Source organism: Microbacterium enclense (assembly GCF_001456955.1).
GTDB classification, from domain to species: Bacteria; Actinomycetota; Actinomycetes; order Actinomycetales; family Microbacteriaceae; genus Microbacterium; species Microbacterium enclense.
In genome coordinates, this window is record NZ_KQ758469.1 from 1 (window position 1) to 24,229 (window position 24,229).

A 24,229-nucleotide genomic window follows, 5' to 3' on the forward strand; every position below is an offset into this window, starting at 1 on the left:
GAAGCCGGATCATCGTTCGACGCCGCGCGCTTCGGCGCCCGTTGAGGATCGGAGAGGACTGACTCATGGTGAACCAGGGAGATCGTCGCGACTACTCGATCGCGGCGTCGCAGAACGCCCAAGACAACTTCAACCGCGTCGCATCGCTGCTGGAGACGCTGATCGACCAGCGCGACCGCGATGTGCAGGCCGCGATGGCCGATTACTCCGCCGACGGGGTGTCGGAGGACTACCGCGGCAAGGAGCTGCGGTGGAAGAACGCCGCCGCCGAGGTACGCGGCATCATCCAGACGCTGCGTTCGTCGCTCGAGCGCAACGACGAGTCGGCCCAGACCGCGCTGAGCAAGGCTCGCGCGGCGGTGGAGTCGATCGGCTGACCTATCCCGTGGGATGCCGAGCGCCTCGTGCGTCCGGCATCCCGCGGTGTGCCGTGTCCGGGGTGAGCGACGCGGGTGCAGAAATCAAGCGAAGGGGATCGCGCGATGACAGGGTGGCGCATTCAGCCGTCGGGTGTCGTAGCCGTGTTGCAAGAGGTCAACGTCGACGCCGAGGCGCTCGGCACGGCTCTGAACTCGTTGACGCCCGCGCTCGAGGGAGCGGTGACGGCTACGCAGTCGGGTGCGATCTCCGAGGCGGTGCAGGCGTACTTCCAGCAGGAGGAGGGCCCGCGCATTCAGGGCATGAGCACCCGCATCGGCGCCGCCGCGAACGGGGTCGTCACCGCGACCGAGGCGTACGTCACCGGCGACATGGACATGGCCGCGAACGCGCAGTCAGCCGCCGTCGCCGCCGTCTACCCGCCCGACCTCCCCCACGGAGTGATGTGATGCCGAGCCCTATCGATTACGAGAAGATCCCGGGCGCCGACATCCAGCCGGATGCCATCGAGGAGAACGCCCTCACGATCGGCACCATCTCGGGCCAGGTGTCCGAGCACGGCTCGAACGTGAACCTCAAATGGCAGGGCATGGCCGGTGTCTACGAGGCGCCGGAGTCCCCCACTTTGCTCGGGCTCATGGCACCCGTGAGCTCGCAGGCCACGCAGGTCGGCGACAACCTGTCCGAGGTGTCGGCCGCGCTCGTCGCGTTCGCCGCCGACGTGCGCCCGATCAAGGCCGAGCTCGACTCGCTGCGTATCGAGGCGAAAGCCTTCGTCGACTCGATTCAGGGCGGCGTGCAGGTGCGCGAGATCAACCCCGCGTGGACGGCCGCGCAGTCGCCCTACGGCGGTGCGACCGCCATGCCGACGTACCAGGGCTCGTGGGGTGGCTCGACGACGTCGGCGCCCGCCGAGCCCGACAAGTACCGCACCGTCACGAAGGAGTGGCACGAGTCGCAGGAGCATGTCGACCGCAACAACGAGCTGCTGGCCGCGGTGAACGCGCAGCAGGTCAAGCTGTGGGAGGCCGAGCGGGCCTGCGCCAACCGCATCCGCGCCCTGTACGGCGCAGCCCCGCTGCACGCGGCCGAGTCCGAGAACGACTCCCTGGGCTACGGCATCGCCGAGATCCCCGAGGGCACCGAGATGCCGTGGGGCGCCGAGGTCGAACGCACCGAGGGCTGCGGTGAGGCGACCGCGAAGTTCGTCTTCAAGGACTTCCTCTGGGAGGGCATCGTCGTCGGCGGCATCTGGGGCACGGTCACGGGTCTCGGAACGCTCGTGCTCGGCTACAACCCCGAGACGGGTGAGTTCTTCTCGGGCGACGCCTACGGCGCCGCGTGGGGCAACCTCGGCCTGCTCGCAGTGGCGGGTCTCGCCAACTCCCCCGTGCTGGCACCCATCTTCCAGTCCGACTCGCTGATGCAGTCGATGGGCGGGGATGGCTTCCTGCCGCAGGAGGTGCGCGACTTCAAGGCGAAGGCCGACGAGGCGGCCCTCAACACCGGCAAGGCCCTCATCGCGTGGGACAAGTGGCAGGACGACCCCGGCACCGCTCTCGGTGAATCCGTCTTCAACATCGGCACCGCGCTCATCCCCGTGGGCGGCGCGGCCGTCGCAGGGGTCAAGACCGCATCGACCGCGGCCTCCGTCGTGTCGAAGATGGCCAAGGTCGTCGACTTCGTCGACCCTGCCGCTCTCGCGATGAACGGCGCCATGCGTCTGGGCGGGGCGGGACTGCACAGCCTCGACGGCCTCATCGGCCGCCTCGGTTCCGACGCGACCGACGGCTTCCACCTGAACACCCCCGACATGCCGTTCGTCGCTGACGACGCGTCCTCGGCGCTGAACGCGCTCGACAACGCCGGAGTCGACATGGGAACCGTCACGGCACGCATCGACGACGGTGTGCCGGTCTACGAGTTCCCGCCGACCGCCGAGATCCCCTCGGGCCGCATCGAGATGCCCGCCGGTTCGTTCGACGGCGTCCGCAGCGGCGACGTTCCCGTCCGTTCCGACGTTCCCGTCCGCGCCGAGGGTGGGGCGGATGCCACCGTCCCGGCGCCCGTGCGCGAGCCCGAGCTCGTCACCGCCAGCGGTGTTCGCGGCGAGGCCGGCCCCGGTGCGGTGAACTCGATCGTCGAGGATGCCCCCGCCCGTACCGAGACCAGCGGCGCGGGTGAGTCGACCGTCGTGCGCGAGCCCTCGACGGAGAACACCGGCGGCACCGGTCATGCAGGCGGTGACGGCAGCACGCGCGGTGGAAACGGCGGTTCCGGTGATGGAAACAGCGGCTCCGACATCGGCAACGGCGCAGGCGGTGACGTCGCCGATGGTGCCCGCGGAGCGCACGGAGCGGACACCCCCCGAGACGGCGACGCAAACGGTGCCGGCACCGAGCGCCCCGACAGCGATTCGCCGGCCGGCCACGGAGACGAGCCGACGCTTCCCCTGCGTGAGGATGGGTCCGTCGAGGGTCCCGCTCACCGCGGCAATCCCGTAGATCCGCAGTACGGCGAGCCACGCGCCGACCACGGAACCCTCGCCGACGAGTACGCGCCCCCCGCCACCGTTCCGGATCGGTATGCAGACCTCGTGACCGACCCGGACGCGCCCTACGGGCGAGGTCAAGACGGACACGCGTTCTCACGGTCGGAATGGGAAGAGCGCTACATCGGGCCCGACAACCGGCCGATCTATCCCGGAAACAACGGCGCGGTGGATGGTAGCCGTCACACCTTCACCGACATGGCTTCCTTCCGCGCCGTTCACGGCGACACTCTCGACCGGATGGGCGGCCACGGCGGAGACTTCCTCTCACCCGAGGGCGTTCCCTTCGAACACCGCGCGCTGCCGGGCAGCAACCTCCTGCAGCCCTACCACGTGTTCCGCCTCGCTGATGAGCTGCCGGACGGGGTCCGGATCGAGGTGTCCGATGTCGCACCCGCCTTCGGTCAGCCCGGCGGCGGTGTACAGCTCCAGTTCGTCAGCGACGCGAAGGTCTTCACCGTCGACGAACTCCTGCACGAGGTGCTGTTCCCGACGTCACCGAACTCGGCGGTGGGGCTCGACGCCGGCGCGTGGCGCATCAGCGATCTGCAATCCCCGCTCCCTGACGCACCGGCGGTGTCGGCCCTGCATGCCGAGAGCCTGCCGATCGACGTGCAACGATCCGTCATCCGACACGAGTACCCGGGTGCGCTCGGCATCAACGCGACGCGCTTCGACGGCACGCTCTCGGGTGCGCTGTCGCCCGAGGTCGCGAAGCTGGGATGGACCGAGAACTGCACACGGTGCGTCGTGGCCTTCGACCGGCTGATGGACGGTGCAGCGACATCGGCCATGCCGTCGCCCGGCCCTCGTCCGGTGTCCGATATTCCCGCGGCGCTCGGCATCCCTGAGAACTTCGCCTGGCAGTCCAGCTACGGGGACGTCGCGACGACGATGTCGGCACTTCCCGAGGGCAGCCGCGGCGTCGTCTTCATCGCACGGGACAACGGCGGTGGCCATGTCTTCAACGTCATCCATGACAAGAACGGAGTCGTTTTCATCGACACGCAGACCGGCCTGTTCGCTCGGCTCGAGCAAGACGTCAAGATCGCACTCATCATCACGAAGCGAGGTTGAAGATGATCGACGAGGCTGGTGCGCGCGAGATCGTTCGCGAAGCGCTCCGCGGGGCCGAGGAGCACGGTATGCCCCGTTGCGTCCTGGTCGGCGAGACACTCGACTACGGCTCGTGGTGGGTTCAGGGCTATCAGTCGGAGGCGTTCGCCGACCACGGAGACGTCTTTCAAGCGCTCACGGGCAACGGGCCGTACGTCGTTCCCAAGGATGGCGGCGCCGTGTTCACGTTGTCGAGCGCTGAACCCGTCGACGAGCAGATGGACCGTTTGAGGCGCGCGACCTAGGTCATGAGGCGCGCACTGACGGCGGCGAGCGACTCGCCCGCGACGTGGCTGAAACGGATGGCCTGTCGTTTGGACAGGATCTCCACGATTCCCGTTCCTGCGCGGACGGTGTACCCCGAGCCACTCGCCTCCACATCAACGCCCTCGGCGGGGGAGAGCGGGAAGCAGTCGTCGAATCCCCGCTCCAGACGCCACAGCACGCCGAACCGCATGAGGAGGAATCGATCCGCGTCGGCCTCCATGGCGAAGACCGCCTCGATCGTTCGCGCGCCGCGGTTCTCGATGTCGACCTGCCAGGTGGAGGCAGCAGCGCGACGAACCGCGAAAGCGGTCTCCGGGTTCCACCATCCCCGAGCAACGTCACTCGCCGCGAGGCGGCTCGGAAAGCCCGCTCGATGTGCCCACATCTCCAGGATCGCGTCGTCATCCACGAATCCATCTTCCCCCGCGACACGTCCCACCGCCCCATCGACCACCGAGAGGCCGAACCGATGACCGTTGATTGGCAGCACACGCGTCGAAAGCTCGATGATGCGAGCGTCCCGCGAGAATCCGTCCTTCTCCCCGGCGACCACGTGGCCGCGTGGGAGGGTGCGCTGCAGATCGACGGAACCCGCGAGGACGAATGGGTGCTGCAGACCGTCGATTACGGCCGCCCGCGCCCTCTGCTTCGCCGAGAAACGGCCGAGGAGGTCGAGGCCGCGCTGTACGGCTATCTCCTGACGCCGCTCCCTTCGCCGACTGCCCTCGACAATTCCGAGTACGAGCGTCGGCTCGACTGGGCCGCACCGCACATCCTCGACCTGCTGGGTCGCGCGGACCAGCCCTTGGTGATCGATGCACCGGAAGGCCTCCTTCTAGATCGCGTCGGCGCGCTCGACGGGTATCTCCTCTACCCCGCCCGCACGTCCTTCGAAGCACGATCCCTGCCAGCATCGGCCGTCACGCAGCCTCTCCACGAGTTCGTCACGGCGACGACGACTCGGTTCGAGGTACAGCGGACGGCGCCCTGGTTCGGACGACCCGGCGGGGGACTTCGTTTCGCCATCGTCGAACCCGGCGTCGGCGTTCGCGACCTCGTGCGGGAGGGGCGTCTCACGCAGATCTCGAGACATGAGTGACGAAAGCGGCCTGCTCACTCGATTCGCCGGCCTCCCGCCCCAGGTCTTCGAGGCGCAGCTGACGGACACAGGCGTGACGCTCCAGGTCGATGAGGTGACCCTGAGAGTGGGTTCCGACGATTCGGGCTGGCGCGTGGACAAGAGCTGGCGGGGCGTCGACCGTGGGTTCGTGTTCGAGGCGACCGACGACGCCGATGTCGCCCGGTACGTCCTTGCTCTCTTCGGGAATGACATCCGGCGGGCTCACGGCCTCGGTCGCGCAGTCCGCAAGGTCGTGCTATCAGACGACGGCGGTGCCCAGCCCGACGGGGGCTTCTCCCTCACCGAGATGAGCGGCGACGGATATCGCCTGTCCCGCGACCGAGACGGCGCTCAGTGGTTCTTCGCGAGCGACCTGGAGGCCGCACGCTTCAGCACCGTCGCCGACATCCCTCTCGCGCACATCCGCGACGCGCTCGGAGGAACGACCAGACCGTGACGACCGATCCGCTCCTGTCGGCGGCCATTACCGCCTACCTCGGATGGCCGAAGGCTCACATACCGACGGCCGACCCGCGGGCGGTCCTCGAGGTGGCGAAGGAGGCGGCGACGGACGCGGCGAGACTTCTCGCGGATGTCGAGAGCGTCATCGCGGCATCCGATGATCTCCCTGTCGCCGACCTGACCGACCAGCCGGACGGCGGCGCGGCGGCATACAAGGGGCGACTCAGCGGCGTGCGCCCGGATCTGTCACCGGATGCCATCGACGCTCTGGCCTCGCGATGGTTCTTCCATCTGCGGTGGATCGGGGTTGAAAGAGGCTCGGACGGACGAGTTGCTCGTCGATGTCGACGAGTGGGTCGCCGACACCCGTGGGGTGCTCGATCACGCGATCCGCTTCCTGCTGGAGTCCGACCTCGAGGAGATCTCGGAGGATGCCGCCCATGACGTCTTCCAGATGGCGGCGACGCGCACCTACGGGCCGCTACATCGTCGGTGAGCATCGAGACGTGCTGATGAGCGGCTCATTCTTCCGCGCGACGAGTTATCCACGCAATGGGTGCACCGTCTCGGCATCGGCGCTATGACCCGCATAGGGTGGAAGGCTGAGGAGGCGCCGATGACGAACGTGCAGGAGACCCCACGCCTTGCTGACGTGGACCCCTTCGTCTCCTCCGAGCGCGCCCGCTCGGGCAAGATCGCCGGCGCCGTGGCCCTCGACGTTGTCATGCCCCTGGCTCTCCTCGCTGCCGGAATCGTCCTCGTCGCGACGGGACCGCCGGCACCGGGATGGTTTCTCATCGTCATCGCGGTCGGGCTCCTCGCCGTTGCCGCCTGGTTGCTCGGCCGCACCGGGCGAACCCTCGGCGCATCGACGGTCGACGCGAGGATCGTCCACCGTGAGACCGGGGTCGCCGCGGGCAGCTCGGCTCCCTGGGCGCTGGCATCCGGCAAACTCGCCATGTTCGACCTGCGCCGCGGCCGCGACCCCTTCGCTCCGGCGATCGCCTCTTTCCAGTTCCCGGATGCCGCGCCCACCGGCAGCACACCCGGTCGTCGTCGCGGCATGGTTCCGACGCTGCTGCTCGACTCCGGCGAGCGCCTCACGCTCGACACCGCGCTGATCCTGGGGCGTGCGCCCTCGGCGCCGGCCGACGCGCCCGCCGAGGTGTACCGCTGGGCCGACATGTCGCGCACGCTGTCGAAGTCGCACGTGCGCCTCGAGTGGGACGGCCGGCAGGTCTGGGTGATCGACCTGGGCTCGACGAACGGTGTTTTCGTCCGCGGCGACGGTGCCGCAACCCCCCTCCTCCCCCACCAACGCACCCCCGTGCCCACCGGTGTCGTCCTCGAGATCGGTGACCGCACCCTGACCGTTCGGGATGCCGCATGACCACCGTCGACCACCCCCTCCTCGACGCCGCGGGCCCCGGCTGGGCCGGCACTGAGACGCAGACACCGATCATCGCCCTCACCACCGCGATGAGCGACTGGCTGCACAAGACGGCGACCCAGGGCCTGCGCCCGATCGTCGTCTCGGGCGAGCACTCGCGCATGACGCAGCCGCTCGCCCAGGTGCTGTCGGCGGTGCAGGGGCACTGGGTCGTGCGCACGCGCGACGACGGCTTCTACGACGCCCGCACCGGCGTGCGCCTCTCCGCTCCGGCCGAGGTGCTCACCGCCGGCGCCCCGACGCCCGAGAGCGTGCACCCCTTCTTCGTGCGGGCGCTGGTGGCATCCACTCTTCAGGTCGTCGCGACGGTGTCGACGCGCCACCGGGTGACCCGCCCGGTGCGCCTGGGCGGGGTCGCCGAGGCGGCGATCGCTCTGTTCACCGACGCCGAACCCGCCGCCTGGGGCGCCGTCGAGCCGCTGCTCGCGCCCTGGGACCGCGACGATCTCACCGAGCGTTCCCGGCGTCGGATCCCGCTCGACAGTCACTGGGTCGCCGTCGGCGGGGGCGAGCGCGCGGTCGTCTCGACCGTGCAGGCGGCCCGCACGAGCGAGGGGCTCGAAGAGACCACGCGGGTGTGGGCAGCGGTTCCGGGCGTCGGCCGCGACGCGGGCACGGCGGCGACCGCCGAGGCGCGGGAACTCCTCGCCCGGGCGGCGACCGTGGGGCTCCCGCTCATCGGGGTGGCGTTCGCCGCGATCGGCGCGCCCGACCTCGCGCGACGCGCGACGGCGGCACCTCACCCCGAGCCGCTCGCGCTGCTGATCGGCCCTGCGGGGGTGCGAGCCCTGGGCATCGATGCGAAGCGATGGATCGACGACGTGGGCGGCACGATCGTCGGAAGCCCGAGGCTCCCGGGCGTCCTGCTCCCGCTCGGTTCGGTCGACGGCGGCGGGTGGACCCGCCTGAACGACGTGCTCGCGACGCTGGATCCGGCGCGCCTGGCCGACCTGCTCGACGTCGCCCCGCACGTGCGCTCGCAACTCGTCTCGCCGCGGGGAGCCCGCTGATGCCGGCGACGATCAGCGTCGCCCCTCGCGTGCCCGCGCAGGAAGGAACCCGCTGATGCCCGACCAGCGCGACGCGGTGCTCATCGAGCAGGCCAAGATCCAGCGCATGCGCCTCGGCGCCGCGCTGATCTACGGCCACATCGGCGAACGCCGCACCGTCAACGACCACCTGAAGCGCCTGATGGGCTCGATCGTCGTGGCCGCGATCGCCTGCGCCGCCTGTGTGGGCGTGTCGTTCGTCTCGCAGCTGCTGACCGAGCGCGCGCAGACGAGCACCTCGATCCAGACCCCGACCGGAGCCGTCACCCCGTGAGCATCTACACCCGCTTGACCGTCGCAGGTTCCGAGCGTCGCGCCGAGGTCGTGGTGCCGAGCGGCGAGCCCGTCGGCGCCGCCCTGCCGCGCCTGCTCGACCTGCTCGGCGAGACCGCCGGAACCGTCGAGCGTCCGCTCGCCGTCATCGCCCCCGACGGTGAGCAGGTCGACATCGCGTTGACGCCGCAGCAACTCGACCTCGCCGACGGAACGCTCGTGCGTCTCGTGCGCCTGGATGCCGCGCCCCCGCCCCCCGTCGTGATCGACGTGACCGACGCCGCCGCCGACGCGCACGACGCCCGCCCCGATCGCTGGGACGAGCGGGCGCGCACCGTCGCGGGCGGAGCGGGTATCGCCACCGCCTTCGCCGTGGCGGGCTGGCTCTCGCCGTGGTCGTCGCCGACGGCGGCGGCGTTCGCCCTGCTGGCCGCCTCGGTCGTGCTCGCGGCCATCGCCACGGGTCTCGGCCTCGGCGGACTGCGTCGCCTGTCGACCTGCGTGTCGGCCGCGGCGGCGGGTCTGACCCTCCCGGTGGGAACGGCGACGACGGCAGCCCTCACCGCCCATGGCTTCGTCGGGGCAGCCCCCGTCGTCGGCGGCGTCGCCGCGGCGCTCGCCACGGGCTTCACGGTCGCCCTCCTCGGCGCCGGGGTCGCGCACCGCCGTCGCGGCGCCGCCTCCGGCGGAGCCCTCGGTGCCGTGCTGGCGTCGCTGCTGCTCGGACTCGTGCTCGGGGGAATGGATGCCGTGTCCGCCGCGGCCATCGTCGGCGTCATCGCCGCGTTCGCCACCGGCCCGCTGCCCTGGATCGCCCTGTCGGCTGCGGGACTGACAGACCTCGACCAGCGCGCCGCCGACGGCGCCCCGCCCGCCCGCCCCCGCGCGTTCGCCGCCATCGACGAGGCGTACGCGGCGCTCACCTGGAGTGTGGCCGCCGTGGCATCCGTTCTGGGGGTCGCCGGGGTCGTGCTGGCGTTCTCGGGAACCATCTGGACCGAGCTGCTGGCACTGGCGTTCTTCCTCGTCGCGGCCCTGCGCACCCGTGCGTTCCCGCTGCGCTGGCAGGGCTGGCTGCTATGGACCGCGGCGGGTGCGATCGCCGCGGCCGGGCTGTCGGTGGTGCTGTCGGGCGGACTCGGCTGGATCGGCGCGGGTGCGGCCGTCGTGCTGGCCGCGCTGATCGCGACGATGGTGCTGGTGCGTCCCCGTCCGCACGTGCGGGCGCGGCTGCGCGGGCTCGGCAACGTCGTGGAGACTCTGGCGGTGGTATCGCTCGTGCCGCTGCTCGTGGGGGCCCTGGGCGTCTACGCCGACCTGCTCGGCATGTTCGGCGGCCGCTCGTGAGCGTGCTCGACCTGCGTGCGGTGTCGACCGCGGTATTCGGCAGCGGCGCGAACGGCCGCGTGCGCCTGACGGGATGGGATGCCGCCATCCGCGGCGGTCTGTCGACGACGCGCCGCGTCGGGGTGGTGTCGTTGACGTCCGGCGCCGGCGCGAGCACCGTCGCGTATCAGCTCACCCGGGCGATCGCGGCGAGACGCAGCGAGCCGGTGCTCGCGGTCGACGTGTCGTCCGGGACTGCCGGTCTCGCCGAGCGCCTCGGCGCGCGGCCGGTCGCCCCCGACGAGACGCGCGCCGCCGCGCGCACCACCGCCGAGGCGCTGAGCGGGCTCGACGAGCGCGACGGGATCGTTGCGCTCCGCCCGCGCGACACCGACGACGCCGTCGGCGCGTGGCTGGGCGAGGCGGCTCCCATCGCGCGCTTCTTCGACGTCGCCGTCACCGACTTCGGAGCGCGGCATCCCGTCGTCGACCTCGCCGCGTGCGCGGCGCTGTGCGACGTCGTCTGCCTCGTCAGCGACGCCCGCCGCGCCCAGGCGGAGCACGCCCGCTCGGTCGTCGACGCCGTTCGCGGCCTGCCCGAAGCGCCGTCGGTCGTGCTCGCGCTGGTCGATCACGCCCGCGAGGGCGACGGGGTGGCGCGGGCCTTCGCCGTCGGCGCCGACCACGACGTGATTCCCATCCCGTTCGACGCGGGTCTCGCGGGCGGCGGCCGCGCACGCCGCTCGACGACGCACCTCGCGGTCGTGCGCCTGGCCGCCGCCGTCGTGGGAGCCACCGGGAGGGCCGCATGACCGTCCGCATCGTGCACCGCCCGGCGCGCATCAGCGAGCCCGTCGAACCGGCACCCGATGTGCTCCTCGCCCCGCCGCCGCCCATCGGCGAGGGCAGCACCGGCTTCCCCCTGCAGTCGCTGCTGCCGATCGTCGGCAGCCTGTCGTCGATCACGATGATCGTGCTGCTGCGCAACAACCCGATCATGGTCGTGGTCGGCGCGGTGATCCTCGTGGTCGCCCTCGTCGGGGGTGTCGGCATGGCGCTCACGCAGCGCGGCAACGCCGCGCGCCAACGCCGCGTGCAGCGCGAGCGCTACCTCGACTACCTCGAAGAGACGCGCGAAGACGTACGGCGCACCGCCGACGCGCAGCGCAGCGCCGCCCTCGTGCTGCATCCCGCGCCCGGCACGCTCGTCGAGATCGCGGCCGACCCCGCCCGGCGATGGGAGCGTCGCCCCGGCGACGCCGACTTCCTGCGCGTGCGCATCGGCACCGGCGACCTGCGCGCCGTCGACGTCGCCCTTCCCCCCGAGCAGAACCCGGTGCAGCCCTTCGACCCGGTGATGCGCGAGTCCGCCGAGCGCATGGTGCGCCTGGCCGGTGTGTCGCAGGGCATGCCGGCGACGGTCGACCTCGAGCGGGGCGGGCAGGTGTCGATCGTCGGCGCCCGCAGCGACACGCTCCGCGTGGCGCGCGCTCTCGCCGGGCAGATCGCCGCCTTCCACTCCCCTGACGACGTGCACGTCGCGGCCGCCGTCGCCCCCGCTCAGCAGGGCGACTGGCACGGTTTCGACCTGCTGCCGCACGTCGCGGGCGAGACGCCACCCACCGGTGCCGTCGCCGCGCGTCGCATCGCGCCGAGCCTCCCCGAGCTGCTGTCGCTGCTGCGCGACGAACTGCGCGACCGTGTCGCCACCGCGGCCGCCTCCCGTCGCGCCCGCCGGCGGACCAAACCCGGCCGTCTGGTGATCTTCGTCGACGAGGCCGACGACCCCGCCTCCGCCGTTCCCCGACTGGATGCCGCTCTCGATCTCGCGGCGCTCGGCGTGACGGTCGTGCACCTCGTCGATGACCGGCTCAAGGAGCCGACGACCGTCGCCGTGCGCGTCACCGTCGACGGCGGCGTCGCCACCGTCGAGACACCGGGGTCGGGCGAGGCCGCGGTCAGCGGCATCCGGATCGATGCGTTCACCCCCGCCGCGCTCGAGATCGTCGCGCGACCGCTCGCGGGCCTGCGCCTGCGCCGCACGTCGGCCGAAGACACCGGCACCGCGCTCGCCCCCGACGTCACGCAACTCCTCGGCGTCGCCGACGTCGACGCCATCGACACCACGGCCGCGTGGCGCACCCGCAGCGCGGCGGAGTTCCTGCGCGTGCCGATCGGGGTCGACGACCGCGGCGCACCGGTGCTGCTCGATCTCAAGGAGTCGGCGCAGCTGGGCATGGGCCCGCACGGCATCTGCATCGGTGCCACCGGCTCGGGCAAGAGCGAGCTGCTGCGCACGCTCATCCTCGGCCTCGCGCTCACGCACGCCCCTGACGACCTCAGCATGATCCTCGTCGACTACAAGGGCGGTGCCGCCTTCGCGCCGTTCGCCCGGCTCCCCCACGTCGCCGGCATCATCGACAACCTCGCCGACGACCCCCAGCTCACCGAGCGCGCCCGCGCGAGCATCCAGGGCGAGGTCGTGCGCCGACAGCGCCTGTTGAAGGATGCCGGCAACGCGGCATCCATCGGTCACTACCGGCAGATGCGGCGCGACCGCCCGGAGCTTCCCGCCCTGCCGCACCTGTTCCTCGTCATCGACGAGTTCGGCGAACTCCTCACCGCCGAACCCGACTTCGTCGAGCTGCTGCTGACGATCGGGCGCATCGGACGCTCGATCGGCGTGCACCTGCTGCTGTCGAGCCAGCGCATCGAAGCCGGACGCCTGCGGGGTCTCGACACCTACCTGTCGTACCGGATCGGCCTGCGCACCTTCTCGGAGTCGGAGTCGGCGGTCGTGCTCGACACCCCCGACGCGTTCCACCTGCCGGCGATCCCCGGCTTCGGCTACCTCAAGGTCGACACGTCGGTCTACACGCGCTTCCGCGCCGGCTACGTCTCGGGCCCGGTGCCCGACCCCGTCGAGTCGGGGCCGCGCCACGACGACGCGCCGCCCGTGCTGCCGCTTCCGGCGTACGACCTGCCCGAGGAGACGCCCGACGAGGAGCACCTCGACAGCACCGAGCCCGAGACCCCGACCACCGGGCGCACGCTCGTGCAGGCCGCGACCTCGCAACTCGCGCGCGGGATCACCCGCACCCGCCCGGTGTGGCTGCCGCCGCTGCCGCCCGTGCTCACCCTCGGCGGGGTGCTGCCGCAGGCCGACGGAGCGGGCACCCTGCGCGCGCCCATGGGTCTGCTCGACGACCCGTCGACCCAGGCGCAGGGGCCCTGGATGCTCGACCTCACGCGCTCGGGCGGCCACGTCTCGATCACGGGTGCCCCGCAGTCGGGCCGCTCGATGTTCCTGCGCACCCTCGCCGCGTCGCTGGCCTTCACCCACTCGCCGCGCCAGGTCAGCATCTACGGCATGGACCTCACCGGCGGCGGTCTCGCCCGCATCGAGCCGTTCCCGCACGTCGGCGGTGTCGCCACCCGCGGCAACCGCGAGCGCCTCACGCGTCTGCTCGAAGAGCTCACGGGCATGCTCGCGGTGCGCGAGCGCGTCTTCCGCGACCACGGGCTCGACTCCCTCGCCGACATGCGCCGCCAGCACGCGGCGGGGAGACTGACCGACCTGCCCAGCGCCGACGTCGTGCTGCTCGTCGACGGGCTCGGTGCGCTCCGCCAGGACTTCGAAGACCTCGAGGCCCCCCTCGGCCAACTGCTCGAGCGCGGCGGCAGCTTCGGCATCCACGTCGTCGTCGCCCTCTCGCGCTGGAACGAGCTGCGCATGAACCTGCAGGGTCTCATCGGCACGCGCCTCGAGCTCAAGCTCAACGACCCCGCCGACTCGCAGATCGCGCGCAAGCTGTCGACCACTCTGCGCGCCGACGAACCGGGCCGGGTGCTCACCGACGAGAAGCTGTTCGCCCAGATCGCGCTGCCGCTGCTCGAAGAGGTCGACGATGGCGACACCGGCGAGGCTCTCGAACAGCTCGCCCGCGAGAGCGCGGCCCGCTGGGGCGGCCAGGGCGCGGCGCCCATCCGCCTGCTTCCCGAGGTGCTCGACCCGGCCGACCTGCCCGATGCGATCGACGAACCGGATGCCATCCCCCTCGGCCTCCGCCAAGACACCATGCAGCCTGTCGTGCTCGACATCGTCACGCGTGACCCGCACCTGCTCGTGCTCGGTGACAGCCGCTGCGGCAAGACGACGCTGCTGCGCGGCATCGTGCAGGGCGCGATCGACCGGTACTCCGCCGAGGGGCTCGTCGTCGCCCTCATGGATGCGCGCGGCGACCTGGCATCCGAGATCCCCGACGCCTACCTCGGCGGACACGCCACCTCGGGGCGGCAGGCGCGGCTCCTGGCCGAATCGATCGCCGTCGAACTCGAGAAGCGGCAGAGCGACCGCGACGCGGGGCCGCGGATCCTGGTCGTCGCCGACGACTTCGACATCCTCGCCGCCGGCGGCACCGAACCGTTGCGGCCGCTGCTGCCGTACCTGGCGTCGGCGCGCGACCTGCGGCTCAACGTCGTGGTGAGCCGCCCCGTCGCAGGTGCGTCACGGGCGATGTTCGATCTGGCCCTGCAGGGCATCCGCGACACCGGCGGAACCACCCTCATCATGTCGGGCGACCGCTCCGAGGGAGCGCTGCTGCCCAAGCTCTACGCCGAGCCCATGATCGCCGGACGCGGCCGCCTCGCCCGCCGCGGTGATCGTCCGACTCTCGTGCAGGTGGCGAACTTCGTCGCCGGTGAGGGAGACGCGGACGCGCCGACGGACCGGCCAGCGCCTGCGGACCGGTCAGCGTCGGCGCCGGATGCCACGACCGCGGTGAAGACCGTGGGCGACATCGGTGCCGCCGTTCCGGCCGCGGGATCCGTTACCTCCGCGGATGCGGCGACGTCGCCGGCCGCGACCGACGTGCAGGCACCGGGCAGCACGGCCGTGCCGCAGCCCGGTCCGGCCGCCGGGGCTGACGCCCCTCAGCCCGGCGGCGCGGCCGAGGCCGCATACGCCCCGCCCCGCACCGCGAGGCCCGAGCTCGACGACACCACGCAGCCCGTCGCCCCGCACGACACCACCGCCCCCACCGACGGCGACGAGCCGCCCCTGACGAGACGGAGGAGGAACCGTGCCCCGCAGTAGCGTCGCGTTCACCCGCGAGCCCATCGACATCGCGGCGTTGGCGGAGGCCGTCTCGACGGTGCTCACGCCCGAGGAGCTCGCGGCCACGCCGATCGAGGTCCGCCCTCTCGACGACGGCGCCGCCGCCCAGGTCGTGATGCTCGACCGGGTGGTGCTGACGGTGCTGCGCCCGCGGCTCGTCCCCGCGCCGACGGAACTCGCCCGGGTCTACGGCGCCGTCGAGGCCCCGTCGGACGCCCGCTGGTCGACCGACTGTTTCACGACCTGGGAGCCCGAGGGCGTGATCGGTGTCCGCCTGATCGAGGCGGCCGCCGCAGCCCGCGGCGGCGCGGCGGTGCACCTCGGCTGAGCCGGCATCCCCAGGGTGTGGATGCTGCAAGCCACGCGGTGCGGCCGCCTTTCGGATGCCGTCACCGCACGCGCCGCGGTGCGGGCCGGCCGTGCGCGGCGATGCACCTCAGCGGAGCGGGCGCCTAGAGGCGTCGTCACCGCACGCGACGCGGTGCGGTCGCGCTCGGCGGCGCACCTCGGCTGAGCCGACGCGCTTCGTGCCGTCACCGTAAGCGACACCATGCGCCTGCGATTCCGGGCGCCGCCGGAGGGGGCAGCGCTCCTACCGGGCAGCGACCCCCTCCGCCGAGAAGACGACGCGACCCGCCACCACCGTCCGCACGGCGCGGGTGCGCAGCAGCGACGCAGCCCCCTCCGTGAACGGGTCGGCGTCGAAGACCGCGAAGTCGGCGGCGAAGCCGGGGGCGAGACGCCCGCGCGTCCGGCCGTCACCCACCGACGCCGCCGCGTCGCGTGTGGCGTGCGCGATCGCGTTCGCGAGCGGCAGCGCGTACTGGGGATGAACGGCCGGCACAGACGCGTCGAGGGCCGAGGCGCGCGTGACGGCGACGTACATGTTGGCCAAGGCGTCGTAGGGCGCGGTCGGGGCATCGGTCGAGAACGCGAGGAGGGTGCCGGCATCCTCGTACTCCGGCCACGGGAAGGCGCGGTCGACGCGGTCGTCGCCCAGCATCGCCGCCCAGTTCGCGAAGATCGCGGGATCGGCGTGCACGGGCTGCATGGAGGCCGTGACGCCGAGCCTCGCCATGCGCTCGGCCGTACCGGGGGCGGCGTACTCGAGGTGCTCGAGGCGGTGGCGCCGGGCGATGTCTCCGTTGACCGCGATGGCACGCTCGATCGCGGTCAGCGCGGCGTCGCTCGCAGCGTCGCCGATGGCGTGCATCGCGATCTGAAGTCCCGCGGCGTCGGCCGCCTCAACCACCGGGGCGAGATCGTCCAGCGGCCAGATCGGCCCCGCGTGCGAGCCGTCGGCATACGGGGCGCCCATCGCGGCGGTGCACGCATCGATCGTCCCGTCGAGGATCAGCTTGATGCCCACGACCCGCAGCCACGGCGAGGAAGCACGCCCGGCGAGCTCCACCACCCGATCGAGCTGGGCGAGGTTCTGCGCACGGTCTCCGGTGTTCTCGACGAGCCAGTGCGCGGCGACGCGGATCGGCAACGAGCCGCCGTGCCGTTCGACGGCCCGCTCGAGCGCTGCCAGACCGTGCTCGGAGAACGCCATGTCGACCGCCCCGACGACACCGGCACGCACGTACGCGTCGAACACGCGGTCGACGGCCGCGTCGCGATCCTCGTCGGTCGTCGTCGCGTCGCGCTGGTTCCACGAGTACTGCACGGCCGCGGTTTCATAGAGCATGCCGTTCGGCTCACCGGTCGCGTCGCGTCCGATCTCGCCTCCCAGAGGGTCGGGGGTGTCGCGCGTGAGACCCAGCTCGGCCAGCGCCGCGCTGTTCACCCAGCACGAGTGGTAGTCGTTGGCATCCAGGTAGACCGGGATGTCGGAGACGACGGCGTCGATCATCGCGGCGGTCGGGGCTCCGCCCGGGATCGAGTCGAACAGCCATCCGCGGCCGCGGAGGACGAGGGCGTCGGGATCGGCCGCGCGCGCCTCGCGCAGCAGGTCTTGGATGGCCTCGAGCGACCGGGCCTCGGTCAGCGCCACCTGCCCGAGGGCGGCGCCCATCATCAGCAGGTGGGTGTGCGCGTCGGTGAAACCGGGCAGCACGAGCGCCCCGTCCAGTTCGACGACCTCGTCGACGTCGGCCGACAGCGCGTCGGCGCCGACGGCGGCGATCGTCTCATCGTCGACGGCGATGGCATCCGTCCACTGCCGGGCCGGGTCGGCGTCGGCGGTGAAGATGCGGCCACCGCGGTAGAGGGTGCGGGTCATGCGGCGACCTCCTTGGTTGCACGCTCGAGTCGGCGCGAGAGCACGCCGATGATGCCGGCAGGGACGGCGAGCACGAAGCTCGACACCCCGAGGGTGAGGACGAAGCCCTGGTATCCGAACAGCTCGACCAGCGACGCCCCGATCACGGGGGTCAGGGCGGAGCCGACGAGGTAGGTCGCCAGCAGCGGTCCCGACCAGCGGCCGTCGGCGTCCAGGGCGGCCGCGGTCGAGATGAAGTACATGAAGGCCACCGCGTAAAGGGTGTTCCAGGCGATGAAGACCACCACGAACACGGTGGGGTCGGTGACGTAGCCCTCGACGATCTTCAGGACGCCGCCGAGCACCATGAGTACGAACAGCGGCACACCGCGCCCCAGGCGGTCGCCGATCGCGACGAGGGCGATCGTGCCGACCAGGCCGCCCGCTGTGGCGCCGCTGAGGGCGATGCTGAGTCCCTCCGGCGTGAGACCCGACAGATCGGCGCCCATGACGCCGGCCATGGCCCACAGCGAGTCCTCGCTCGCCGCCCAGAGCGCGAAGACGACCAGGAGCGCGAAGCCGGCGATCGTGACGGCGCGCGAGGGCGGCGCCGCCGCGCGCACGGTGCCCGTCGAGGGAACCTCGATCGGCACGGCCTCACCGACCGCCGCGCCCGCGTGGACGGTCGCCGCCGGCGCCGACGGCATCCATGCCACCACGACGAGCGACACCAGGCTGAGCAGGGCCATCGTGCCGAACACGTCGATCGGGGCGAGCCCGATGAGCGGCACCACGGCCAGGATGACGGTGATCAGCGCGCGGTTGGCGAGGCCGTTCAGGCCCGCGACGCGGTCGGGATTGCGGAATGCGGCGAGCGCGGCACCGGCGGACGCGACCGCTCCACCGGCGCCGATGCCCCCGACGAGCAGACCGGCCACGAGCAGCGCGGGCACGAGCGCCGCGACGCCGAAACCGACCACCGAGAGCCCGAGGCCGACGCGGGCGACGGTGCGGCGGCGCGCGCCCGCGCACAGCGGCGCCACGGCGAGTCCGGTCAGCGCGGTGAGCAGGAGGGTTCCGGTCACCAGCCAGCTCCCGGCCAGGACGTCGGCGCCGATCCCCTCCTGCACGGCGGCGATCATGTACGGCGACAGGTTGACGCCGAGGTAGCCGGCGATCCCGACGAGGAAGGTCGAGGAGGCGGTGGGGAAGCGGATGGGTAGACGCCCGGTGGCGGTGGGCGCCGGTGCGGTGCGGGTGGGAGCGGACACGTGAACCTCTCGGGGGTGCCGGTGAAGCCGGCGGACGGGGAGTGGGCCGGGAGGCGTCGTCGTCGATCGCATCCGGTGGACCCGAGGCTAAGGACCGGGTGTTTCGGTCGGTGTGCCCGTTCTGTTTCACACACATTAAACGTTTAAGTACCGCCTCGCGCAAGACCCCTTCGCGAGACAGCACGACGCGGCGCACCCGTCGCCGTCGGGTAACGTCGCACTCCGTGACCCCACGCAAGCCGACGCTGCACGACGTGGCTGCCGGCGCGGGCGTGTCGATCGCCGCCGCGTCGTTCGCCCTGCGGGGCAAGACCGGGGTGTCGGACGACACCCGCGACCGCGTTCTCGCCGTCGCCCGCGAGCTCGGGTACCGGGTCAACGTGCCGGCGCGTAGCCTGCGCACCGCGCGCTCCGCCGCGGTGGGACTGCTCCTGCCGGTCGGCACCACCCACCTGCCGTACTACACGGACTTCGCGTTCGGCGTCGTCGACGCCGCCGATCGCCACGGCCTCTCGGTCATCCTGCTCCCCCACCGCGACGACGCGGCAGGCGGTGCGCCCTCCGCCTTCGTCGACGGCTACATCGTCATCGACGCCTCCGTCGAAGACGTCGGCGTCCGCGCCCTGCTCGACTCGGGACGACCGGTGGTCAGCGGCGAGCACGTGTTCGGCGCCGCGGGCCGCGCGAGCGCGAGCGTCGCCATCGACCACACCGGCGCCCTCGCGCGGCTGCTCGACCATCTGCACGAGCGCGGCGCGCAGAACATCGCCGCGATCCTGCCGCCGGACGGCACGGCGTGGAGTCGCGAGCTCGCCGAGACCTACGCCCGCTGGACGTCGGACCGCGGGCGCAGACACATCTCGCGCCACATCTCGTTCGTCCCCACCACCGACGAGGTCTCCGCCGCCGTCTCCGACGTGCTCGACATCCCCGGCGTCGACGCCCTGGTGGTCGCCCCGAGCGGCTCGGCCCCTGCGACATTGGCGGCCGCGGCCCGCGCCGGACGCCGGGTCGGCGACGACCTGCTCGTCGCGGCGTGCGTCGACGAGCCCGCGCACGCGCTGCTGTCGCCGACGGTCACCTCGATCGACCTCGAGGCGCGCGCGCTCGGATCGGCGTGCCTCGACCTGCTCGTAGAGGTGTGGGACGCCGGGGAGCTCGCAGACCCCGTCCGCGTCGCCGAGGCGCGCCTCATCGTGCGCGGGAGCACGGCCGGACGACGACCCGCGGTCTGAACCGCGCCCGCGCCGAGAACACGAAACCGGATGCCACGACCCCGAGGCCATGGCATCCGGTCACTCGTTCAACCGGTCAGGCTCCGCGAAGCCGCTCGGCGAGGTAGCTCTGCAGTGCGTCGAGGCCGATGCGCTCCTGGCCCATCGTGTCGCGGTCGCGCACGGTGACCGCGTTGTCGTCGAGCGAGTCGAAGTCGACGGTGACGCAGAACGGGGTGCCGATCTCGTCCTGACGGCGGTAGCGGCGGCCGATGGCGCCGGCGTCGTCGAAGTCGATGTTCCAGCCGGCCGCGCGCAGCGTGTCGGCGACCTCGCGGGCCAACGGCGACAGGCGCTCGTTGCGCGAGAGCGGCAGCACGGCGACCTTGACGGGCGCGAGGCGCGGGTCGAGCTTCAGCACCGTGCGGGTGTCGGTCCCGCCCTTGGCGTTGGGCACCTCTTCTTCGCGGTACGCGTCGACGAGGAACGCCATCATCGCGCGCGTCAGACCGAACGAGGGCTCGATGACATAGGGCGTGTACTTCTCGCCCGAGGCCTGGTCGAAGAAGGTGAGCGACTGGCCCGACGCCTCGGAGTGGCTCTTGAGGTCGTAGTCGGTGCGGTTGGCGACACCCATGAGCTCGCCCCACTCCTTGCCCGGGAAGCCGAAGCGGTACTCGACGTCGATCGTGCCGGCCGAGTAGTGCGCGCGGTCGTCTTCGGGCACGTCGAAGCGCTTCATGTTGTCGGCGTCGATACCGAGGTCGATGAACCAGTTCCAGCACGCCTCGACCCAGTGCTCGAACCACTCGTTCGCCTCGGCGGGCGGGGTGAAGTACTCGATCTCCATCTGCTCGAACTCGCGCGTGCGGAAGATGAAGTTTCCGGGCGTGATCTCGTTGCGGAACGCCTTGCCGACCTGGCCGACGCCGAACGGGGGCTTGCGACGGGATGCCGTGAGCACGTTCGAGAAGTTCACGAAGATGCCCTGGGCGGTCTCGGGCCGCAGGAAGTGCAGGCCCGACTCGTCGTCGACGACGCCGAGGTAGGTCTTGACCAGGCCCGAGAACGACTTGGGCTCGGTGTACTGGCCCTTCGTGCCGCAGTTGGGGCAGGGCACGTCGGCGAGGCCGTTCTCGGCCTTGCGGTTCTTGCGCGCCTCGAAGTCCTCGATGAGGTTGTCGGCGCGGAAGCGCTTGTGGCAGCTGAGGCACTCGACCAGCGGGTCGGTGAAGGTGGCGACGTGGCCCGACGCCTCCCACACGCGCTTGGGCAGGATGACGCTGGAATCGAGGCCCACCATGTCGCCGCGACCGCGGACGAACGTCTGCCACCACTGACGGCGGATGTTCTCTTTCAGCTCCGTACCGAGGGGGCCGTAGTCCCACGCCGAGCGCGACCCGCCGTAGATCTCACCGGCCTGGAACACGAACCCGCGGTGGCGGGCGAGGGCGATGACCTTGTCGAGGCGGGACTGTTCGGCCACGGTGGCTCCAATGGTCGGGAAAGCTGTGGGGATCGAGCGCGAGTGCGCGGCATCCAGTTTATCGAGAGCCGCCGCGGCTCACCGCGTGATCCTCTCCCGCCGCACGGTGAAGCCCTCCAACGCCGCCGCGTCGATCTCGATGCCGAGGCCGGGGCCGGTCGGCACGCGCACGTGCCCGTCGTCGAGCACGGCCGGCTCGGTCACGATGTCGCGATCGTAGAAGCGGGCGGATGCCGAGATGTCGCCCGGCAGCGTGAACCCCGGCAGGGCGGCGAGCGCGGCGTTGGCGGCGCGGCCGATCCCCGTCTCGAGCATGCCGCCGCACCACACCGGGACACCCGCGGCCAGCGCCCGGTCGTGGATCGCGAGAGCCTCGAGGTACCCGCCGACACGACCGGCCTTGATGTTGAGGATCGCGGCCGACCCGAGCGCGAGCGCGTCGGCGGCGGCCTTGTCGCTCACGATCGACTCGTCGAGGCAGACCGGCGTCGTCAGGCGCTTCGCGAGGGTCGCGTGGTCGACGAGGTCGTCTTCCTGCAGGGGCTGCTCGATGAGCAGCAGGTCGAAGGCGTCGAGTTGCTGCAGCGTGTCCGCGTCGGCGAGCGTGTAGGCGGAGTTGGCGTCCACCTGCAGAGGGATGGCTCCGTACGCCTCGCGCACGGCCGCCGTGTCGTCGACGTCGCGCCCGGGTTTGATCTTGATCTTGATGCGCACGTAGCCCTCGTCGAGGTACCCGCCGACGGTGTCGACGAGCGCCGCCGGATCGCGGTGGATGCCGACCGAGACACCCGAGGGCACGCGCGTCTTCTCGGCGCCGAGGTACTGCGCGAAGCTGCGATCCTCGGCGCGCAGGGCGGCGTCGATGATCGCGAGCTCCAGGCCCGCCTTGGCCATGCGGTGTCCGACGACGCGATCCAGGATGCCGCCGACCGCCTCGGGCGCGACGGTGCGGCGCTCGAGCAGGGCCGGGGCGAGGAAGCGGGTGAGCACGTCCCAGGCGCCCTGGGTGTACTCGCTCGAGTACGACGGCTCCGACTGCGTCACCACCTCGCCCCACCCGACGCCGTCGGTCGTCTCGGCGGCGACGACGATGACCTCGCGCACCGTCTCGGTGCCGAACGACGTCGTGAAGGGCGACACGAGCGGGATGTGCAGCACGCGAAGCTCGACGGCATCGAGGGTCACGGGCGCGGCGGGGCGGAGGAGGGGCATGAGGGGAGGCTAGCGGGGCCGGGGTGCGTGCAGGGGGGGCGGGCCGGGGTGCGGGCCGGGGGGCGGGCCGGGGTGGCGGGCCGAACTCCGGAAGGATGACGTCGCGTAGACGTGAAAGCGGCCAAAGACGCCGCCGCGCGACGATTTCTCCGGAGTTCGGCCCGCCCTGCGGGGCCCGTGACCGTAACGCCCGCACCCGGCCGTGGCAAGGCCGCGGGAACCGGCGCCGCGCGCGCGTACCGTCGGGCGCATGAGCGACGACTTCACCCCCCGCCACGCGATTGTCACCGGCTCCGACTCGGGCATCGGTGCGGCCACCGCCCTCGCCCTCGCCGACGCCGGGATCGACGTCGCGATCACCTACCACTCCGACAAGGACGGCGCCGAGAAGGTCGCCGACGACGTGCGCTCCCGCGGAGCCCGCGCCATCGTCGCGCAGTTCGACGCCACCGAGTTCGACAAGGTCCCGGATGCCGTGAACGCCATGGCCGATGAGCTCGGCGGTCTCGACGTGTTCGTCAACAACGCCGGCGGCGGCATCGGCGGCTCGTTCCTCGACCTCGACTTCGACACCTGGCGCACCGACATCTCGCTCAACCTCGACGGCGCGTTCCTCGCGCTGCACACCGCGGCGAAGCGGATGGTGGCGGCCGGCAACGGCGGCCGCCTCATCGTCGTCTCGAGCGTGCACGAGCACCAGCCCCGGGTCGGCTCCGCCCCCTACGTCGCGGCCAAGCACGGCGTCGGCGGGCTGATCAAGACCATGGCCCTCGAGCTGGGCCAGTACGGCATCACGGCGAACGCCGTCGCCCCGGGCGAGATCGCCACCCCCATCAACGACATGTCGGCCGAGGACGCCGATCGCATCCATCGTCCCGGCATCCCCCTCGGTCGTCCCGGCAAGCCGGAGGAGATCGCCGACGTCATCCGCTTCCTCGCCTCGCCGTCGGGCTCCTATGTCACCGGCGCCAGCTGGGTCGTTGACGGCGGAATGCTGCAGATGGGCCCGCAGGCGGGTTCGCACATGGAGTCGGACGCCTGGCGGTCGGCCGGCGAGAAGGAGTGAGCAGGATGAGCGACGACAAGAGCTTCGAAGAGAACCGTCACGACCAGTTGACGTCGGCCCCGAAAGCGACCGAAGAGGATGCCGCTCCGCGTTTCGACGTGAGTCACCACGACGGCGTCACCCGCATCGACGTGCGCGACGACGCCGCGGTGCGTCCGGGCCCGGGCCAGGGCGACCCGGCCGCTGAAGAGGACGTGCCTCTCAGCGAGAAGTGACGGCGCGCGCGTCGTTCGGTGCGGCGGTGGCGTGGGCGTTGCGCCCGGCCGGCCGAAACCGCGGCTCCATCTCATTCAGCGGGCGATGACCGGAGACCTCAGCGCACGATGAGATAACCCCGGCGATCGAAGCCACCGATGCGGTGACCGGATGCCAGGTGCTCGCGCAGGGCGTCGCGCAGGCGTCGGCGCCATGCGGCTGCGGCCGCCGGGTCGCTGCGGCGGAGGACTTCGACGTCGTCGGGCACGGCAACGACCGCGACGATCTCGGCATCCGGCGGAATCGACGTCGGCGGCTCGGCGAGCGCCCACGTGACGAGGAGGCGATCGGACTCGTCGCCGCGGTTCACGGCATCCGCCATCGCCCCGTAGTGGTCGACGAGGTACTCCGTCGCCCGGGCGCCCAGCGTCGTCAGGTTGAAGAACGCGTTGCGGGCGACGAGTGGATCGAACG

At 71.8% G+C, this 24,229-nt stretch carries 23 protein-coding genes; 17 read left to right on the top strand and 6 right to left on the bottom strand.

All coding sequences use genetic code 11. From position 1 onward, the window contains the following. Nucleotides 1–65: 65 nt before the first annotated feature. The 4 genes from AS029_RS05870 to AS029_RS05885 all read left to right on the top strand — a co-directional run bounded on the left by AS029_RS05870 (nucleotide 66) and on the right by AS029_RS05885 (nucleotide 4,290). Entirely contained in the window at nucleotides 66–377 is a 312-nt protein-coding gene (locus tag AS029_RS05870) for a pore-forming ESAT-6 family protein (RefSeq protein WP_058231677.1), read from the top strand. A 105-nt stretch (nucleotides 378–482) separates the two neighbouring features. Continuing rightward, nucleotides 483–827 (top strand): DUF6507 family protein, encoded by a 345-nt coding sequence (locus AS029_RS05875; protein ID WP_058231678.1) that lies wholly within the window; start codon nucleotides 483–485, stop codon nucleotides 825–827. Then, nucleotides 827–4,006: a glycohydrolase toxin TNT-related protein gene (locus AS029_RS05880; RefSeq protein ID WP_058231679.1), complete on the top strand. Its 3,180-nt coding sequence runs from the start codon at nucleotides 827–829 to the stop codon at nucleotides 4,004–4,006. The genes AS029_RS05875 and AS029_RS05880 overlap by 1 nt, the downstream gene beginning before the upstream one ends. 2 nt (nucleotides 4,007–4,008) lie before the next feature. Continuing rightward, complete coding sequence (locus AS029_RS05885) at nucleotides 4,009–4,290, top strand: YrhB domain-containing protein (RefSeq protein WP_058231680.1); 282 nt, start codon at nucleotides 4,009–4,011, stop codon at nucleotides 4,288–4,290. On the opposite strand, the gene AS029_RS17520 is transcribed toward AS029_RS05885, so the two are convergent. Further along, complete coding sequence (locus AS029_RS17520) at nucleotides 4,287–4,865, bottom strand: hypothetical protein (RefSeq protein WP_058231681.1); 579 nt, start codon at nucleotides 4,863–4,865, stop codon at nucleotides 4,287–4,289. The two genes, AS029_RS05885 and AS029_RS17520, sit on opposite strands and share 4 nt — an antisense overlap. On the opposite strand from AS029_RS17520, the gene AS029_RS17525 reads away from it, so the two are divergent. From AS029_RS17525 to AS029_RS05940, 10 genes are all read left to right on the top strand, one after another. Next, a complete protein-coding gene (locus AS029_RS17525) occupies nucleotides 4,866–5,411 on the top strand; it encodes a TNT domain-containing protein (protein WP_058231682.1) in 546 nt (181 codons plus the stop codon). Then, the gene (locus AS029_RS05900; RefSeq protein ID WP_058231683.1) at nucleotides 5,404–5,889 is read left to right on the top strand and encodes a hypothetical protein; all 486 of its coding nucleotides are present in this window, start codon (nucleotides 5,404–5,406) and stop codon (nucleotides 5,887–5,889) included. The genes AS029_RS17525 and AS029_RS05900 overlap by 8 nt, the downstream gene beginning before the upstream one ends. Before the next feature lie 312 nt (nucleotides 5,890–6,201). Continuing rightward, complete coding sequence (locus AS029_RS05905; RefSeq protein ID WP_058231684.1) at nucleotides 6,202–6,390, top strand: hypothetical protein; 189 nt, start codon at nucleotides 6,202–6,204, stop codon at nucleotides 6,388–6,390. A gap of 120 nt (nucleotides 6,391–6,510) precedes the next feature. Further along, on the top strand, nucleotides 6,511–7,284 hold the full coding sequence (locus AS029_RS05910; RefSeq protein ID WP_058231685.1) for an FHA domain-containing protein: 774 nt from the start codon (nucleotides 6,511–6,513) through the stop codon (nucleotides 7,282–7,284). Next, nucleotides 7,281–8,354 (top strand): DUF6177 family protein, encoded by a 1,074-nt coding sequence (locus tag AS029_RS05915; protein ID WP_058231686.1) that lies wholly within the window; start codon nucleotides 7,281–7,283, stop codon nucleotides 8,352–8,354. The genes AS029_RS05910 and AS029_RS05915 overlap by 4 nt, the downstream gene beginning before the upstream one ends. Before the next feature lie 55 nt (nucleotides 8,355–8,409). Continuing rightward, nucleotides 8,410–8,667 carry a hypothetical protein gene (locus AS029_RS17220; protein ID WP_058231687.1) on the top strand — a complete coding sequence of 86 codons (258 nt, stop codon included), beginning with the start codon at nucleotides 8,410–8,412 and terminating at the stop codon, nucleotides 8,665–8,667. After that, nucleotides 8,664–10,013, top strand: a complete 1,350-nt coding sequence (locus AS029_RS05925) for a ubiquitin family protein (protein WP_058231688.1) — start codon at nucleotides 8,664–8,666, stop codon at nucleotides 10,011–10,013. The genes AS029_RS17220 and AS029_RS05925 overlap by 4 nt, the downstream gene beginning before the upstream one ends. Then, nucleotides 10,010–10,804 carry a P-loop NTPase family protein gene (locus tag AS029_RS05930; RefSeq protein WP_058231689.1) on the top strand — a complete coding sequence of 265 codons (795 nt, stop codon included), beginning with the start codon at nucleotides 10,010–10,012 and terminating at the stop codon, nucleotides 10,802–10,804. The genes AS029_RS05925 and AS029_RS05930 overlap by 4 nt, the downstream gene beginning before the upstream one ends. Continuing rightward, nucleotides 10,801–15,087, top strand: coding sequence for a type VII secretion protein EccCa (gene eccCa, locus AS029_RS05935; RefSeq protein WP_228375892.1), 4,287 nt, complete (start codon nucleotides 10,801–10,803; stop codon nucleotides 15,085–15,087). The genes AS029_RS05930 and eccCa overlap by 4 nt, the downstream gene beginning before the upstream one ends. Beyond that, a complete protein-coding gene (locus AS029_RS05940) occupies nucleotides 15,074–15,436 on the top strand; it encodes a hypothetical protein (RefSeq protein WP_058231690.1) in 363 nt (120 codons plus the stop codon). Before eccCa ends, AS029_RS05940 begins: the two co-directional genes overlap by 14 nt. A gap of 264 nt (nucleotides 15,437–15,700) precedes the next feature. Here AS029_RS05940 and AS029_RS05945 read toward each other — a convergent pair whose 3' ends face one another. Both AS029_RS05945 and AS029_RS05950 read right to left on the bottom strand, forming a co-directional pair. Further along, a complete protein-coding gene (locus AS029_RS05945; RefSeq protein WP_058231691.1) occupies nucleotides 15,701–17,332 on the bottom strand; it encodes an amidohydrolase in 1,632 nt (543 codons plus the stop codon). Beyond that, the gene (locus AS029_RS05950; RefSeq protein WP_058231692.1) at nucleotides 17,329–18,582 is read right to left on the bottom strand and encodes a hypothetical protein; all 1,254 of its coding nucleotides are present in this window, start codon (nucleotides 18,580–18,582) and stop codon (nucleotides 17,329–17,331) included. Before AS029_RS05950 ends, AS029_RS05945 begins: the two co-directional genes overlap by 4 nt. Nucleotides 18,583–18,806: 224 nt before the next feature. Here AS029_RS05950 and AS029_RS05955 point away from each other — a divergent pair, with 224 nt between their 5' ends. Further along, the gene (locus AS029_RS05955) at nucleotides 18,807–19,817 is read left to right on the top strand and encodes a LacI family DNA-binding transcriptional regulator (protein ID WP_058231693.1); all 1,011 of its coding nucleotides are present in this window, start codon (nucleotides 18,807–18,809) and stop codon (nucleotides 19,815–19,817) included. A 76-nt stretch (nucleotides 19,818–19,893) separates the two neighbouring features. Here the strand turns inward: AS029_RS05955 and AS029_RS05960 are convergent, their stop codons facing one another. After that, the gene (locus tag AS029_RS05960) at nucleotides 19,894–21,282 is read right to left on the bottom strand and encodes a glycine--tRNA ligase (RefSeq protein WP_058231694.1); all 1,389 of its coding nucleotides are present in this window, start codon (nucleotides 21,280–21,282) and stop codon (nucleotides 19,894–19,896) included. Between the two features lie 78 nt (nucleotides 21,283–21,360). Next, entirely contained in the window at nucleotides 21,361–22,494 is a 1,134-nt protein-coding gene (gene menC, locus AS029_RS05965) for an o-succinylbenzoate synthase (RefSeq protein WP_058231695.1), read from the bottom strand. Between the two features lie 250 nt (nucleotides 22,495–22,744). Here menC and AS029_RS05970 point away from each other — a divergent pair, with 250 nt between their 5' ends. Then, nucleotides 22,745–23,560 carry an SDR family oxidoreductase gene (locus AS029_RS05970; RefSeq protein WP_058231696.1) on the top strand — a complete coding sequence of 272 codons (816 nt, stop codon included), beginning with the start codon at nucleotides 22,745–22,747 and terminating at the stop codon, nucleotides 23,558–23,560. A gap of 5 nt (nucleotides 23,561–23,565) precedes the next feature. Continuing rightward, a complete protein-coding gene (locus AS029_RS05975) occupies nucleotides 23,566–23,775 on the top strand; it encodes a hypothetical protein (RefSeq protein WP_058231697.1) in 210 nt (69 codons plus the stop codon). Between the two features lie 98 nt (nucleotides 23,776–23,873). Here the strand turns inward: AS029_RS05975 and AS029_RS17765 are convergent, their stop codons facing one another. Beyond that, nucleotides 23,874–24,137: a hypothetical protein gene (locus AS029_RS17765; protein WP_058231698.1), complete on the bottom strand. Its 264-nt coding sequence runs from the start codon at nucleotides 24,135–24,137 to the stop codon at nucleotides 23,874–23,876. Nucleotides 24,138–24,229: the final 92 nt, after the last annotated feature.